This is a genomic window from Providencia sp. (genome assembly GCF_040396775.1).
Lineage (GTDB): Bacteria > Pseudomonadota > Gammaproteobacteria > Enterobacterales > Enterobacteriaceae > Providencia.
This window is the reverse complement of record NZ_JBEBNT010000015.1, coordinates 48,889-64,645: the sequence shown is the minus strand read 5'-3', so window position 1 is coordinate 64,645 and position 15,757 is coordinate 48,889. Positions and strand designations below refer to the sequence as shown.

The following is a 15,757-nucleotide window of genomic DNA, read 5'->3' as shown; positions in this document are numbered from 1 at the left end:
CTTAGAAACTGAGCTCTTCACGACGACGTGCATCACGACGTTGTAAATAGCCAATAAACCAACCGCGAACACGATGGCGTAGTTTGTCCCAACGATTTGGGTTGGTAATAATTTGAGCTTTAAAAAATGAAGGACATAAAACAGCCGCGTGGGAAACCTCACCGCATAAACCGCATCCCACACAGCTATCCATCACAGTGGCCACAGGGTCTGTTCTTAATGGATCTGGATTCGGTTTTATTGATAACGACGGGCAGCCAGAAAGACGAATACAAGAGTGATCACCAGTACAAGTGTCAGGGTCAACACCGAAGCGCTCGCGCACAACTCGTTTACCTGCGGCTATGTCATTGCGAACCTTTTTCTTTTCACGGCGCTGTAGATTTAACATGCATTCGCTTTGTGCAATCAGTACCTTTGGCCCTTTTTCATCCGTCGTCAACGCTTCACGCAATGTGTTAGTCATTGTTTTTAGGTCATAAGTACGCTTGATGGTTTTCACCCAATTTACACCGACCCCTTTGACGGCCTTTTCAATTTCATGGCCTGTACTGCGAGTTGGGTTCAGCGCTGTTGATGACAAAATATCTTGTCCCCCCGTTGCCGATGTATAACTGTTATCAATAACAATAGTTAAGTTATCGCTACGGTTAAACACGCTATTAGCGATACCACTGGTTAAACCGTTATGCCAAAAACCACCATCGCCCATCACTGAAATTGCGCGTTTCCCAGCTTTAGCATTTAGCGCTGCCGCACCAGCCCCCCCTAAGCCATAACCCATCGTTGTATTACCGAGGTTAAATGGTGGGAGAATTGAGAATAAGTGGCAGCCAATATCGGCACTGACATGATGCTCGCCAAGCTCACGCTCGACCAGTTTCATAGCCGTAAAAATAGGCCTTTCAGGGCAACCCGTACAAAACCCTGGTGGGCGCGCATGTACAGTTTCATCGAGTGTTGGTTCAGCGGCATTGACGTATTCAGGTAAAGATTCTTCAGCTTGTCCAGTGGCAATATTGATTGTGGGAATCCGGATTTGTTTCGCCGCCGCTTTGACTTGAGGCTCTATTTTCCCGTGCCGTTCAAAAAACGAACGTAACCCAGCAAGTACTGTAGCAGTGTTGTATTCCCCCGCCATTGGTAACATATCTTTGCCGTGTAATTCGATATCGATATTCCGCTGACGCAAAATATTGGCAACATTCTGCTCAACAAAGTTAGGTTGCCCTTCTTCCAACACTAAAATGGCTTTTTTATTGCTGCAAAAACGTTCAAATTCGTCATCAATCAATGGATAAGCCACATTCATTACGTATAGCGGAATTTTGCTATTACCGAACACATCCGCTAAACCAATTTGGTTGAGTGCGCGGATCAATGTGTTATAGCAACCACCTTGTAACGCAATACCAACATCGTCAGCATCCTCAGAAAAAAACTCATTTAACTCACGCTCTTGAATAAATTTAACGGCGGCTGGCCAGCGTGCTTCGATTTTTTCTTTTTCATGTAAAAAACTCGCAGGCGGCAACACAATCCGACTCACATCTCTCGTTGGGTTTTCAAGTGCGTCTTTAACTGTAAATTTAGGATGCTGATTATCCGCACACACAAATTGGCCATGAACGTGGCATGAACGAATGCGCATTTGTAGCATAACGGGGGTATTGCTGGCCTCAGATAAATCAAAGCCATCTTTAACCGCTTGAACAATCGAAGGTAAATTTGGACGAGGGTCGAGTAACCACATCTGTGATTTCATCGCAAAGGCATGGCTACGTTCCTGCATAATTGAGGAACCTTCGCCATAATCTTCCCCAACGATAATCAGTGCACCACCTAACACTCCGCCTGACGCTAAGTTAGCAAGCGCATCAGAAGCAACGTTTGTTCCAACCGTTGCTTTGAACGTCACTGCACCACGTAAAGGGTAATTAACAGAAGCCGCTAGCGTCGCGGCGGCAGTAGCTTCGCTTGCACTATTTTCGAAACGAATACCATATTCAGACAGAATATCCTGTGCATCTGCCAGAACATCCATTAAATGTGAAATTGGCGCTCCCTGATACCCTGCAACATAGGAAACACCTGATTCTAACAAGGCTTTTGTTACTGCAAGAATGCCTTCACCACTGAAAACATCACCTTGCCCTTGTCGTAATTTTTGAACTTCTTGAACAAACGAGCGCTCAGCCATTTTAACCTCACCAGTCAACGTCAGAACGTTTTTTATCTTTTTTGTGTTTATTAGTTGTATCCCTTTTGTTAATTAAAGGTCAATCCATGATTAATCATGTAAATTGAATTTATGCAGAGAGTGGATAAGCCCTGCACATAGGGGACAAATTACCTTTAAAAACAAGAGAAACTGGGGAGTCTACGATAAGAAACAGTCGGTAAAGAAGAACAAGAGGTAATATATAAAAAAGACATTAAATCATTAAGTAACAGTTAATTCCCCCTATAACAAAAAAGGGATTAGTCATTTAAACCAGTGAAATTATAATTTTTAGATATTTAAACCAATCAAAAACAAAACAAAAATACAAACAGAGCAAACAACATGATTAATCATATATATCTTACTGAAATAAACTAAAAATAACTTTATTTTTTATATTGTTATGGGTATCACAATAACCACACTGTTTCTGATTTCTTGCACTTTCTGGATAGTTTTTGCACATATTTAGCTAGGTAAGAAAAGGTGTTTATGATATGTTCAATTAACAAACAGTTAAAAATACTTTAATGAAATGTTAATGAAATAACCGTTTAGCACCATCATAAATACAACAAAATATATCTACCACAAACCTGAACCATTTTTGCTATAAATATAACAATTAATTGAATTCATTGAGAAAACCTATAATAAGTAAAAATAGCCAAGCCACTACCTAATCAATCGCAAGGGAATGGCTGGCAATTAATTTTGGAGGTACCTCCGATGTTGAGCAACTCGCGGTCCCATTCATCTGCACCTCAGATTGAAAATCAGATCTGTTCGTCAGAACGTTTGTTATTTACATCAGCTGATCCTGAAGAAATAAAATCCATGGTTGGTCGAGTGATGAAACCGCATCAATTTCACCTACTCAATCCCCATCAACGCCTTGATGCTCGAATGCATTATATTCCAATGGGAGATATTTCCTTAAGCCGCTTACGCTATGGTGCAGACGTTGCAATTGCCCCCGGAAAACTAGAAGATTTTTTTCTTTTACAAATGCCCCTTGCAGGCAGTGCGATTATTGAAAGTGGCGGAAAGCGGTTAGAATCCACACCACAAATAGCGTCTTTACTTAGCCCTGAAGAATCAACAACCATGCGTTGGAATAGCGATAACGACCAATGCATGTTGCGAATTTCACGGTCCTTATTAGAAAGATCGTTAGTTGGTCAACTCGGCCATACGCTCGATAAACCACTGGTGTTTGAATTGGGTTTTGCGTGGCAATCCTGTATTGAATGGCGTACTTTAATGAATTACCTGATTGAATGTGCTACACGGACACCTGACCTTCTACAACATAAATTAATTGCAACACAAGTAGAACAATTGGTTTCTGTCACGCTACTTTCCACCCATATCCACAATTACACTGAAGATTCAGGCATGCGCAGAGCTACCATCCGCCCTCGTCATGTTCGCCGAGTACAGGAATATTTAGAAGCTCATGCCCATGAGCCAATTACGGTTGAGCAACTAGCACATATTGCAGGTGTCAGTTTACGTAGTTTATATGCAGGTTTTAAAGAGTTTTTAGATATTAGTCCCATGCAATATTTACGCGATTTGCGCATGGAGCGTGTGCGTGCTGAATTGTTATCAGGAGAAGCTAGCAATGTCACTGGAGTTGCACTGCGCTGGGGGTTTGCACATATGGGTCGCTTTAGCGCTGAGTATAAACAACGCTATGGTGAATCACCAAGCCAAAGTATGAAAAAAGCCTAATATCCAAAATCTATATATTTATTAATATATTGTGTGTAATCGGCTATTAAAATATAAGAAAAACAAAAAGCACAGCATGATTCTTATTATGCTGTGCTTTTCCGTCAACAAAATTAAATAATTAGAAAGGAATCGATGCTTTTAAATAAATTTGTGAGCCTTCTGGACGGTTTCTCACTTCAAAGTCTTTTTCCCATTTAGCGGTAAATAACCAACCTTGTGGATTAGCGTAACGAATTGAAGGGCCGATGGAATATGCACGAGCCTTTCCTTGGGCAGAATTTGGTCCGCTATCATCCGTTGTTTGCCAAAACGCATAACCGCCAATCCCTGCTACCCAGCCATTGCCAAACCCCCAACCTAAGCCATAATCAGCATGGAAGGCTTGCCCTGAGCGAGTTTTGGTATCGTTATTGCGAAAGTTAAAATCATACATCATTTTTAAATCCGCATTCACACCAACTGGGGGGATGTAGCTAATCGCCCACACAGGTTGTAATGCCCAATAGTTTTTACCTAGACTAGAAGGGTCTGTTTTACTGTATTTTCCTGTCGGTGCATAGGCATCTAACCCCACCACATAATGTAAATCCGCAGAAGGGTGAAAACCCAAAGCAGGCCCGAATGTCACATCGCCTAATCCACGGCTAGTGTCTTTTTTGCCCGCGGCTTTTGCAGTCACATCCAATAACGGTACGATGGTATGAAAAGCTAAATCGCCGCCCAATATTTTTTGATCTGTAACCCAAATTAAGCGCGGTGCCAATACATTCACATTCACACTAAAGCCAGGAACAGGAATTTTATCCCCTTTATTATCACGAATGCTGTCATAGTGCGCATTCCCGCCATACATCAACACATGTACGCCTGGCGGTGGTAGTGCGCCCGACATAAAGTTTTCAAGGCCATCGGGATAGACACCCAACCCGCCCCCTTCCGTCGCCAAGGCGCCAAACGAAAGTACGCTGAGACACGAACCTGCAACAAGCTTACTGATTGTTTTTTTATTCATCATGTTTCCTGCCATAGTGGGTTGTCTTACTGTGTGTGCTTTGCCTGTTATCTCGCAGTTCCCTTGCGTTTTATTTATGTCCTATTTTTTCGCCAGTTTTTGCGCAACAAGGTAACCAGACCCTCCGCCAAGACCGGGACCCGGATGTGTTGATGCGCCAATATGAAAAAGGTTTTTAACCGCTGTTTGATGTGTTTTTGTTTGGCCTGATGCCGCAAAAGGCCGTAACCAGAAGAATTGATCAGGTGAACAAGTGCCTGAGTAAGGATCGCCGCCGACAAGATTGCAGTTATAGTTTTCCAGATCCGCTGGCGAAATGGCTTTTCGCCCTACGATCAACGAAGAAAAACCGGGCATAACCCGTTCTAAACGTTGCTGAATTCTATCTGCGACCGCTTCACGCACTTCATCATTCCACCGCCCATCATCAGGAATAGTAATTTCCCCGGCTGAATCCCCTTTTAAACGTCTTGGTAATTCTTGCATTTGGATCCATAAGATCCACCCACCATCAGGAGCACGGCTGGGATCTAATGCAGTCGGTTGCCCAATCCCAAATGTTGGTTTATCAGGTAGATAGCCATTATTTGCTTGAGTTACAGATAAACAAACCTGCTCCATACTTTCAGTGAAATGGACGAGCGGAACATTTAATAGTTCAGGGTTGCACCAAGGGGGCGGCGCACTTAATGCAAAGTGAATTTGCATCCCTGCACGACCATAGCGGTAGCCTTTCGCCTTTTCCATCACTTGAGGTGAGACATTATCAAGTAATGAGCCATACAGCTGCGTTGGGGTGACGTTGCACACCACACTTTCTGTGGCTTGGATCATTTGACCATTGACGATAACACCCGTCGCACGGCTATTTCTCCCCTCACCTTGCGTCATCACTTTCTCGACGTGCATTCCCGTTTTGAGCTCACCACCATGGGCTTCAATCACTTTCGCAAAAGCCTCAACGAGGCGATAACTGCCACCTTTCACGACAGGCATCCCACCAGCAACAACGGCAGCGAAGGTTAATTTGCCAATTAGCGCCGAACTCGCTTCATCAGGCCCTAACCCTGTGTGAAGTACCCATGGCGCCATCAACGCGCGGCTAAAATCATGCTGCAATTCACGTTCTGACCAACGACGAAAGCTTTCCACACCTGATTTAGCAAAGTCCAACAACCCATCGACACCCCGTTTACGCCATTCGGAAAACAACAGCTTTAATATGCCGCCGCTATAAGGGTTTTGCCCTAATAAACCAAATGTGAGCGCCGCATCTTGGGTAAATAATTTGTCTGCCATTTTACGAAATACTAGCCCATCACCAGGTGCAATGAGATCGAGCTGTTTCGCGGCCTCAACAACATCCCGCTTCAGCGCAATAGACTGCCCATCGGGTTGGACTAACCCTGTTGAATAGTCGCATTGGGCAAACGCTAATCCATGCTTTTTCAGCTGCGGTTCGAGTTCTTGATAGCCGGGGCTACCAACAAACAGTGAATACCAGCAAGAAAGCAGATCATGGGTATACCCTTCAAATAAATTTTCAGTCCGAATACAACCGCCTAAGCGATCGTTTCGTTCTAACACCAACACCGATTTTCCGCGCACCGCCAGCAAAGCCGCGCACATCAAGGAATTCATCCCGCTACCAACGACGATCACTTGTGGGTTAGAAAGTGTTGCCATACCTCACCCCACTAGTGCCAAGACGCGTAATGGGCTGCCTGATCCCCCTTCGATTTTCAGCGGCGCCGCAACAATTACCACACCTGTAGGCGGTAATTTATCGAGGTTTTTCAAGCACTGTAGGCCATATTTATTATTACCATGCATTAAGGTATGGCATGGATAAGGCACAGGCCAGCTATAGGATTGCCCCGCATCCGTATTAATGGTTTCAACACCAAACCCTTTCACATCACGCTCATGAATCAACCATTCGACAGCTTCTTGAGAAGGCCCCGGCGTATGGGCACCATCTTCACGCATGCTCACATAAGCTGCTGGATCATCCGCTTTTTTCGACCAATCCGTTCTAAAAAGTACCCAAGCCGCTTTAGGGATTTTGCCGTGTTTTTCTTCCCATTTTTGCAGAAATTCGACCGTTAGCACCCAGTCAGGGTTTTGCGCCACTTCTTTGCTCGCATCAACGACCACGGCTGGGGCAACAAAGTTTTCAACCGGAATGGTATCAACCGTGTTGTTCGCTTGGTCTTTACCACTGATCCAGTGAATAGGGGCATCAAAGTGCGTACCGGTATGTTCACCGCAACTAAAGTTATTCCAATACCAAGCAGGGCCGTTATCATCGTAACGGGAGATTTGCTCCATACTGAACGACCACACCTGCCCAAACTGCTCAGGTAATTGCAGCGCAGGGAATGATGGCGATAAGGTTTGTGTTAGATCGACAACCTGAATATTGCCTTGCTGTAATTCTTTCGCGAATGTCATCAATGCTTGCTGATTCATGGTGTTTCTCCTACGCCAACGGCGATTCATGTAAAGCGGTAAAGCCACCGCCATGGAACACTAACGGTTTCCCTGTTTCACTACCGATACGGCGCACATGCCCCACCATCAATAAGTGGTCGCCGATGGTGTCTTGCTTATGGTTATCACAAACTAATGTGGCAATAGCGCCGTGCAATGCAGGCACACCTTCAGGGGTTAAATGGATAGCCACATCTTCAAACTTGTTTTCAATACGTGGATTCGCAAAGCGCATAGCAAGTTCTTGGTGCCCGTGTCCTAAGATATTGATGGTGAAATGTGCGCAATCACGAAATACCGCTAAGTTTGGTGAATGATTCACTAAGCTCCATAAAACTAATGGTGGGTCGAGTGATAACGACGCAAACGAGTTAATGGTTAGCCCCACATCACGGCCATCTGCGGTTCGTGTTGTCACGATTGCGACCCCTGTTGGGTAGCACCCGAGCAAGTTGCGCAAGGTTTTAGATTCAAATTCGGTATGACCCCATTCCCTTTCGCACATGAATGTATCCTCTGCAATCATAGACATAGTCAATCCTCCTCGCTAAGCGCGGGCTTCTTCCATCATTTGTGATTGAATGTAGGCCTCACATGCCGCGCCATCTTTCCACCATGGGAACAGCACTGGCGGGTAGTTAAAGGCGTTCGCGATGGTATGTGCGAGGGATGGCAATTGCTGGGCTGCACCTAACAGGTGCAGAATATGTGGCTCTGGTGGCGCTAATAATGAGTTTGTCCATTCCACAACATGGCGACCATATTTCCAGAACTGTTCGAAAGTGTCGTCCATCCACTGTGCGGTATACGGTTTATCACCGTGGGCGAGAATTGCGTCATAGTAGACCTTGCAAGCCTTAGTCGCGTTATTCGAACCTTGGCCTGTTAATGGGTCATTTGTAACTAATGCATCCCCTAAGCCAAACACAATCTTGCCCGATGGCAGGGTTAATACAGGCTTGCGCACCGTTGGTGCAAATCGCCCAGCTAAGATGCCGTTATCATCCGTTAATTCGATATTGCGACAGCGTGACGCTTCCCAAGGTAAATAGGTGTTGAGGATTTTTTTACTGTACGCCAAATGTTCTTGTGGAGTACGCGCTTCACCCCACTGATCCATTGGGCCTCCCGGAATACCCTCGAAAACCATAATGTGGCAATCACCGCTGTTGGTCAGGGATGGAAACACAAAGTATTCGCCAATACCGGGGATCAAGTTAAACGACACTTGAGAGTATTCAGGTGTCGGTAACATGCCGTGCACATACGTCAGTGCCAAAGCGCGTTGGGGTTTATCATATGGCGAGCGAGTTTCATCGCGCTCAAGCAGTTTAACAATTTCCCCTTTCCCACCCGCTAGCACAACAAGGTCATGGGTTTCAGCCAAACGCTCCAGCTCCGCAACGCCAACATCTTCAATACGTAAATTGCCGCCACGTGCTGCAAACAGCTCCATCCAATACGGCATTTTGATACGCTGATCGACAGCTTGCGCATAGTTATCTAAGCGTGAGCGCCAAGAAATCGCTTTTTCACCCGCTTTTTCAGGGTGAGGAACGGTAAAACCAATGCCTTCGACAGGAGGGCATTTGTCTTCCCAAAAGTTAATTCCTAAATCACGTTCAAATTGCAGCGAAATATCAAACATGCATTGGCTCGACATCACACGGCCATTTTTAACATCATCTGGCGTACGGTTTGTGGCGACAGTTACTTCATAGCCTTTATCTAACAGACCTAAAGCCAACGGCATACCCGCTTGACCACCACCTACGATAGCAATACGACGCATAGTATTTTCCTCAGTAACGTTAAAATGGTGTCTTATTGTGCAAGACGGGGAATTGCAGGTTTAGCCTGTTCAGGCCCCATAGCGGAGTAACCGCCATCAACAGCGTAATCTGCACCAGTCACGAAACTCGCCAGATCAGAAAGAAGGAACGCAACAACTTGAGCCACCTCTTCAGGGTCGCCCACGCGTTTTAATAAATGGTAATCCGCAGCAACACGGTCAGTTTTTTGGCGGTCGCCACCAGTGATTTCATCCATCACACGGGACCATGTCCAACCAGGGGAAACAGAATTCACGCGAATGCCGTCATCGGCATAATCCATCGCTTGGCTGCGAGTGACTTCCAACATGGTGGCTTTCGATGCGGGGTAGAGCCAACGACCCGTTTGAGCGACAGAAGACGAAATACTGGTAAAGTTGACGATGGCGCCTTTACCCACTTTCACAAAGTGTGTTTTGGCAAATTGCGCCGCCATAACGGCACTGACCACATTAATATTTAACGCAGTTAACCAATCTTGTCGTGAAGATGACTGGCCTTCATCAAGGTAAGTCGCGGCCAGATTAACCAAAAAATCGAGTTGCCCATACTTTTGCGCAACGCGGTCAATACCCTGCTTGAGTTGTTGGTCATCAGTGATATCCACAGGTAAGAAATCAATATTTAGCTCACTTTGCGCGACTTTTTCACCATTGGCGGCGTCAATATCAAAAATAGTGACTTTAACACCATAACTGCTCAGCACTTTTGCCACTGTTGCACCAATTTTGGTCGCACCCCCAGTCACAATTGCAATTTTGTTATTCAAACCTTTCATCTTTGGCGCCCTCTTTTCGCTCTCATTTCATTACAACGAATTCACAAAAAATTAACATGATTGATAATTACGCAGAATGAGCGAAAAGCTGTAGCCGCTGGGCGCAAAAAATATCCACCCAGTGCGGCAATTTAGTCAATAAGGCGATGATATATGAAGAGAAATAGCCACTTTTCGCAGCAGCTATCCAAAAAATGAAAAGTGTGAATGATGACGGGAAAAGAGTTTATTGCTATTTAAGGTCGCTCTAAAATTCGGGCGCCCGGGCCTTTTTTACCCAATACGTCATCAGGGTTACGTAACGGGCAATCACTTAACGATAAGCAGCCGCAACCAATACAATTATCCAATTCATTACGTAAACGCGTAAGTTGCCGAATACGTTTATCTAATGACACACGCCATTGGGTGGACATCTCTTTCCACTGTTCCGATGTCAGCGCGCTATTCGCGGGGAAGCGCCCTAATGCCTCTTGGATTTCTTGTAATGGAATACCTGTACTTTGCGCGACTTTAATAATGGCGATATAGCGCAACACCACCGCATGGAATCGCCGTTGATTACCGTGTGTTCGGGTACTTTTTATTAATCCCTTTGATTCATAAAAATGCACAGTAGAAACAGGAACACCTGAACGTTTTGCGACCTCACCAACCGTTAATGCTCTTTTAGGATCAATATTTATTTCCCCATTTTTTTGGGGTTTTATCGCTTTTGTGTCTTTATCTGCCATTTTTGCTTACCTTCGCTTGACCTCAACTTAACTTAAGGTTTTATAGTGCAGCCCTATGACTTTGTCAATTGATGTTATTTTTTAAAAGGGGATAGGTTCATGCCATTGGTGATCGCCAAAATGTTAGAAAGCAATAGCTTATGGTTTATTGCTCGCTTACTCGTCTTGGTTTTATTTATTTCATCTGGATTAGCCAAAGTACTTAATTATGAAAATAGCCTCGCTGAAATGCGTGCAGCTGGTTTGAATCCAGATTGGTTCTTCAATATTGCCTCTGCCGCCGTGATGCTGATTGGCTCTGTTTTCGTGTTACTTAACCGCTTGTTATGGCTGGCAACAGGGGCGCTTGCCGTCTTTTTATTTCTCACCATTGTGATTGTGCACACTTTTTGGAGTTACACGGGAGAACACGCACAAATCGCCATGTTTTGGGCTATTGAACATATTGCCGTCATTGGTGGGTTAATGGCAGTGGCAATTGCAGGGCATTTTCGCCGTCTTTATTTCGCGCTGAAAACGCAGAAATAGAAGGAAAATTAAATGAGTAAAAAAACAATAATCACACTGTGTACTATTTTGGTCGCAGCAGGGGGCGGTAGCGCCATTTATTCGACTTATGCACAAAACGATGAAGGCGAAAAAGCCGCTTATCAATATCCACCAACCAAAGTTGCTCTCGCTTCAGTCAGTTTAGATACTGCGCCACGAACGTTTTATGGTGTCGGGGAACTGGAAGCAGGCAGCCAAGTGCAAGTGGCAGCGGAAACGAATGGCCGCATTACCCAAATTACCTTTGAGTCCGGCCAACAGGTTAAAAAAGGCCAAATTTTAGTGCAACTTAACGATGCAGTTGAGCAAGCGGATTTATCTCGCTACCAAGCGCAGATGCGCAATGCGGCACGCTTATATCAAAGAACAAGCTCGTTATCCGCACAGCATTTAGTGGCAGAAGCGCAAGTCGATAGTACTCGCGCAGAACGCGATATTGCCCAAGGACTCATTCGCCAAACTCAAGCATTAATCGCACAAAAAACCATTCGCGCGCCTTTTGATGGCACGATTGGTATTCGCCAAGTGCATGAAGGTCAGTATTTAACCCCTGGTGAAACTATCGCAAGCTTAGTCGATACCAAAACGCTAAAACTTAATTTCTCGTTAGATGAGCAAGCGTCCCCGGAGTTACATCAAGGGCAAGTGGTTGATGTTACTGTGGATGCCTATCCAAACAAAACCTTCCCTGCTCGCATCACCGCTATTGACCCGCTCATTGGTAAGTCTCGCACCGTTGCGCTGCAAGCAACGTTAGAAAATAGCGATGGCACCCTCAAAGCTGGTATGTATGCCAACGTGAATGTGGTTCGCCAAGCCAGTAATGAAGTGCTCACTATCCCAGAAACGGCGGTCACTTACACAGCTTACGGGGACACTGTTTTTATTACAGAAGGTGAAGGTGATGCCATGGTCGTCAAGCGCGTTTCCGTCAAAACTGGCCAACGTTGGGATGGCAAAATTGAAATTGAACATGGGTTAAGTGCTAACGATAAAGTGGTCACATCAGGCCAATTACGCCTTAATAATGGTTCTGCAATTACGCCAGTTGCGCAAGATACGTTGTCTGAACCCACGGCACAAACTGAGCAAGGTTCATAAGGAGGCGCTATGAAATTTACGGATATTTTTGTACGCCGCCCTGTTTTAGCCTTAGTGGTCAGTGCATTAATTGTGTTGATTGGTTTATTTGCCCTGAGCAAATTACCCATCCGCCAATACCCACAGTTAGAAAGTGCCACAGTGACTATCACCACACAATACCCCGGAGCATCAGCAAAACTGATGCAAGGGTTTGTCACCCAGCCTATCGCCCAAGCAGTTTCTTCGGTTGAAGGCGTCGATTACTTGTCGTCGTCATCTGTGCAGGGCAGCAGCCTTGTCACGGTACGTATGGAATTAAACCGCGACTCCACTCAAGCCCTTACGCAGGTGATGGCGAAAGTTAACCAAGTGCGCTACAAGTTGCCAAAAGAAGCGTATGACCCAGTCATTGAGTTATCTTCTGGGGAATCAACCGCGGTCGCCTATATTGGGTTTTCAAGTACGGATTTATCCATACCTGCGTTGACCGACTATATTTCTCGCGTGGTTGAGCCGATGTATTCCTCCATTGAGGGCGTTGCGAAGGTACAGGTATTTGGTGGGCAGCAACTCGCGATGCGCTTATGGCTTGATGCCGACAAACTGGCAGGGCGCGGGCTATCAGCGGCTGATGTTGCACAAGCCGTGCGCCAAAATAACTACCAAGCCGCACCGGGTAAAGTCAAAGGCGAATATGTCATTTCTAACGTCTATGTGAATACCGACTTAACTAATGTGGATGAGTTCCGCGACTTAGTGATCCGCAACGATGGCAACGGTTTAGTTCGTTTAAAAGATGTGGGAACCATTGAGCTGGGAGCAGCCTCGACAGAAACCAGTGGTTTAATGAATGGTGAACCCGCAATTTACCTTGGCTTGTTTGCGACACCAACGGGTAATCCGCTCGTTATTGTTGATGGCATGAATAAATTAATGCCAGATATTGATAAAACGCTACCACCGGGTGTGAAAGTGGAGATGGCCTTTGAAACATCACGGTTTATTAAGGCCTCTATTGACCAAGTTATCAATACGTTAGTCGAGGCTTTGCTGATTGTTATAGCCGTGATTTACCTGTGTTTAGGGTCGATTCGCAGCGTGATTATTCCTATCTTAGCGATCCCGTTGTCCATGTTGGGTGCCGCTGCTCTTATGATGGCTTTTGGCTTTAGTATCAACTTATTAACCTTATTAGCCATGGTCTTGGCTATTGGGTTGGTGGTCGATGATGCTATCGTAGTGGTGGAAAACGTCCATCGCCATATCGAAGAAGGTAAGTCCCCTGTATTAGCCGCCTTAATTGGTGCGCGGGAAGTGGCAGGGCCCATCATTGCGATGACCATTACCTTAGCCGCCGTTTATGCGCCAATTGGTTTGATGTCTGGCCTAACAGGCGCGTTATTTAAAGAGTTCGCCCTAACCCTTGCAGGTGCAGTGATTGTTTCTGGTATTGTGGCATTGACTCTTTCCCCTGTCATGAGCTCCTTTATGCTGAACTCAAAACAGAATGAAGGCCGCATGGCACGAATGGCAGAAAAGTTCTTTACCACGCTGGCACACTATTACACCATTTTATTGAATTTTTCGTTAAAAAACCGCTGGATAACGGGTGTGATTGCCGTGGTAGTATTCATCAGCTTACCCATGCTTTACCAATCCGCCCCGCGCGAATTAGCCCCTGTTGAAGACCAATCCGTGGTATTAACCGCGATTAAGTCCCCTCAACATGCCAACCTTGAGTATGTCGAACGGTTTTCTCGTAAATTGCACGATGTTTTCATGGAGCTCCCTGAAACCGAAAGTACGTGGATTATTAACGGAACTGATGGCCCTTCCGCTAGCTTCGGGGGAACTAACTTGTCTTCTTGGGAAGAACGGGATAGACCTGCTTCTACCATTCAAGCGGATTTACAGGGACGCGTTGGCGATGTCGAAGGGAACAGTATTTTTGTTTTCCAATTACCTGCGTTACCCGGTTCCACTGGGGGGTTACCGATTCAAATGGTGCTAAAAAGCCCGCAAGATTACTCGGTGCTGTATAAAACCATGGAGGAAATCAAGCAACAGGCACGAGAAAGCGGCTTATTTATGGTCGTGGACAGTGACCTCGACTATAACAACCCTGTGGTTGAGGTGCGAATTAACCGCTCCAAAGCCAATAGTTTAGGTATTCGTATGCAAGATATTGGTGAGTCCCTGAACTTATTAGTCGGCGAAAATTATATTAACCGTTTTGGGATGGATGGTCGCTCTTACGATGTGATCCCACAAAGTATGCGTAGCCAAAGGCTAACACCAGAGGCGCTTTCCCGCCACTATGTGAAAGCCGAAACAGGCACGATGATCCCGCTGTCTACGGTCGTGGATATCCATACGCAGGTTGAACCGAACAAACTCACGCAATTTAACCAACAAAATGCGGCAATTTTCCAAGCTATTCCTGCACCAGGCGTAACTTTAGGACAGGCAGTCGCTTACCTTGATAACATTGCCAATGAACTTCCAGCGGGCTTTAGCCATGACTGGCAATCCGATTCGCGCCAATATAAACAAGAAGGTAACACCCTCGCCTTTGCCTTTATGGCGGCGCTCATCATTATTTATTTAGTACTCGCAGCGCAGTACGAAAGCTTGGTCGACCCGCTGATCATTCTTATCACCGTTCCATTGTCGATTTGTGGTGCGCTAATCCCACTCGCATTGGGATATGCCACATTGAATATTTACACCCAAATCGGCCTTGTAACCTTGATAGGTTTAATCAGTAAACATGGAATATTGATGGTGGAATTTGCCAATGAATTACAGGCAAATGAAGGATTAGACCGCCGCCATGCCATATTAAAAGCAGCACAAATTCGTTTACGCCCAATTTTAATGACCACCGCAGCGATGGTGATTGGTCTAGTTCCATTGTTATTCGCCACAGGCGCCGGTGCCAATAGCCGCTTTGGCCTCGGGTTAGTCATTGTCACTGGGATGTTAGTTGGGACGTTGTTTACACTGTTTGTTTTGCCAACCATTTATTCATTATTAGCCCGTAATCACAGTGCGACTGCATTGACACCAAGGCGTTATGAGCTTGCTGAAGCCAATCGCCTGATCAAAGAAACTCAGGAGACTTCACTATGAGAAATACCGTAATAAACACACAGAATAATCGCCGAACGGCCAATGCTGTAGAAATGAGTGCAATGAGTGCAATGAGTAACAGTATGGCTATGCTATTAATTTACCATGGATTATCCACTAACACAGGAAAGACTAGCACGGAAGATAATGGAATAATTTCCACTAAACCAACCCGTTAGT

13 protein-coding genes are annotated in these 15,757 nt (G+C 45.4%); 5 read left to right on the top strand and 8 right to left on the bottom strand.

The annotated features are described in order from the left end of the window. Position 1: 1 nt before the first annotated feature. Positions 2-2,200, bottom strand: a complete 2,199-nt coding sequence (locus tag ABWP91_RS15075) for a thiamine pyrophosphate-dependent enzyme (RefSeq protein WP_353243935.1) — start codon at positions 2,198-2,200, stop codon at positions 2-4. 753 nt (positions 2,201-2,953) lie between these two features. On the opposite strand from ABWP91_RS15075, the gene ABWP91_RS15070 reads away from it, so the two are divergent. Beyond that, complete coding sequence (locus ABWP91_RS15070) at positions 2,954-3,961, top strand: AraC family transcriptional regulator (protein ID WP_353243934.1); 1,008 nt, start codon at positions 2,954-2,956, stop codon at positions 3,959-3,961. Between the two features lie 121 nt (positions 3,962-4,082). Here the strand turns inward: ABWP91_RS15070 and ABWP91_RS15065 are convergent, their stop codons facing one another. The 7 genes from ABWP91_RS15065 to soxR form a co-directional block, all read right to left on the bottom strand. Beyond that, entirely contained in the window at positions 4,083-4,976 is an 894-nt protein-coding gene (locus tag ABWP91_RS15065; RefSeq protein WP_353243933.1) for a SphA family protein, read from the bottom strand. A gap of 81 nt (positions 4,977-5,057) precedes the next feature. Then, positions 5,058-6,662 (bottom strand): phytoene desaturase family protein, encoded by a 1,605-nt coding sequence (locus ABWP91_RS15060; protein ID WP_353243932.1) that lies wholly within the window; start codon positions 6,660-6,662, stop codon positions 5,058-5,060. A gap of 3 nt (positions 6,663-6,665) precedes the next feature. After that, the gene (locus tag ABWP91_RS15055) at positions 6,666-7,448 is read right to left on the bottom strand and encodes a cyclase family protein (protein ID WP_219245536.1); all 783 of its coding nucleotides are present in this window, start codon (positions 7,446-7,448) and stop codon (positions 6,666-6,668) included. Between the two features lie 10 nt (positions 7,449-7,458). Then, positions 7,459-8,001 carry a flavin reductase family protein gene (locus ABWP91_RS15050; RefSeq protein ID WP_353243931.1) on the bottom strand — a complete coding sequence of 181 codons (543 nt, stop codon included), beginning with the start codon at positions 7,999-8,001 and terminating at the stop codon, positions 7,459-7,461. 15 nt (positions 8,002-8,016) lie between these two features. Continuing rightward, positions 8,017-9,261: a styrene monooxygenase/indole monooxygenase family protein gene (locus tag ABWP91_RS15045; protein ID WP_353243930.1), complete on the bottom strand. Its 1,245-nt coding sequence runs from the start codon at positions 9,259-9,261 to the stop codon at positions 8,017-8,019. Positions 9,262-9,293: 32 nt separating this feature from the next. After that, positions 9,294-10,079, bottom strand: coding sequence for an SDR family oxidoreductase (locus ABWP91_RS15040; RefSeq protein WP_353243929.1), 786 nt, complete (start codon positions 10,077-10,079; stop codon positions 9,294-9,296). Positions 10,080-10,315: 236 nt separating this feature from the next. Then, positions 10,316-10,813: a redox-sensitive transcriptional activator SoxR gene (soxR, locus tag ABWP91_RS15035; RefSeq protein WP_353243928.1), complete on the bottom strand. Its 498-nt coding sequence runs from the start codon at positions 10,811-10,813 to the stop codon at positions 10,316-10,318. A gap of 99 nt (positions 10,814-10,912) precedes the next feature. On the opposite strand from soxR, the gene ABWP91_RS15030 reads away from it, so the two are divergent. The 4 genes from ABWP91_RS15030 to ABWP91_RS15015 are packed head-to-tail and all read left to right on the top strand — an operon-like array spanning position 10,913 to position 15,756. Continuing rightward, a complete protein-coding gene (locus tag ABWP91_RS15030) occupies positions 10,913-11,341 on the top strand; it encodes a DoxX family protein (protein ID WP_353243927.1) in 429 nt (142 codons plus the stop codon). 12 nt (positions 11,342-11,353) lie between these two features. Continuing rightward, positions 11,354-12,463, top strand: a complete 1,110-nt coding sequence (locus ABWP91_RS15025) for an efflux RND transporter periplasmic adaptor subunit (protein WP_353243926.1) — start codon at positions 11,354-11,356, stop codon at positions 12,461-12,463. A 9-nt stretch (positions 12,464-12,472) separates the two neighbouring features. Beyond that, a complete protein-coding gene (locus tag ABWP91_RS15020; RefSeq protein ID WP_353243925.1) occupies positions 12,473-15,577 on the top strand; it encodes a MexW/MexI family multidrug efflux RND transporter permease subunit in 3,105 nt (1,034 codons plus the stop codon). Next, a complete protein-coding gene (locus tag ABWP91_RS15015) occupies positions 15,574-15,756 on the top strand; it encodes a hypothetical protein (protein WP_353243924.1) in 183 nt (60 codons plus the stop codon). Before ABWP91_RS15020 ends, ABWP91_RS15015 begins: the two co-directional genes overlap by 4 nt. Position 15,757: the final 1 nt, after the last annotated feature.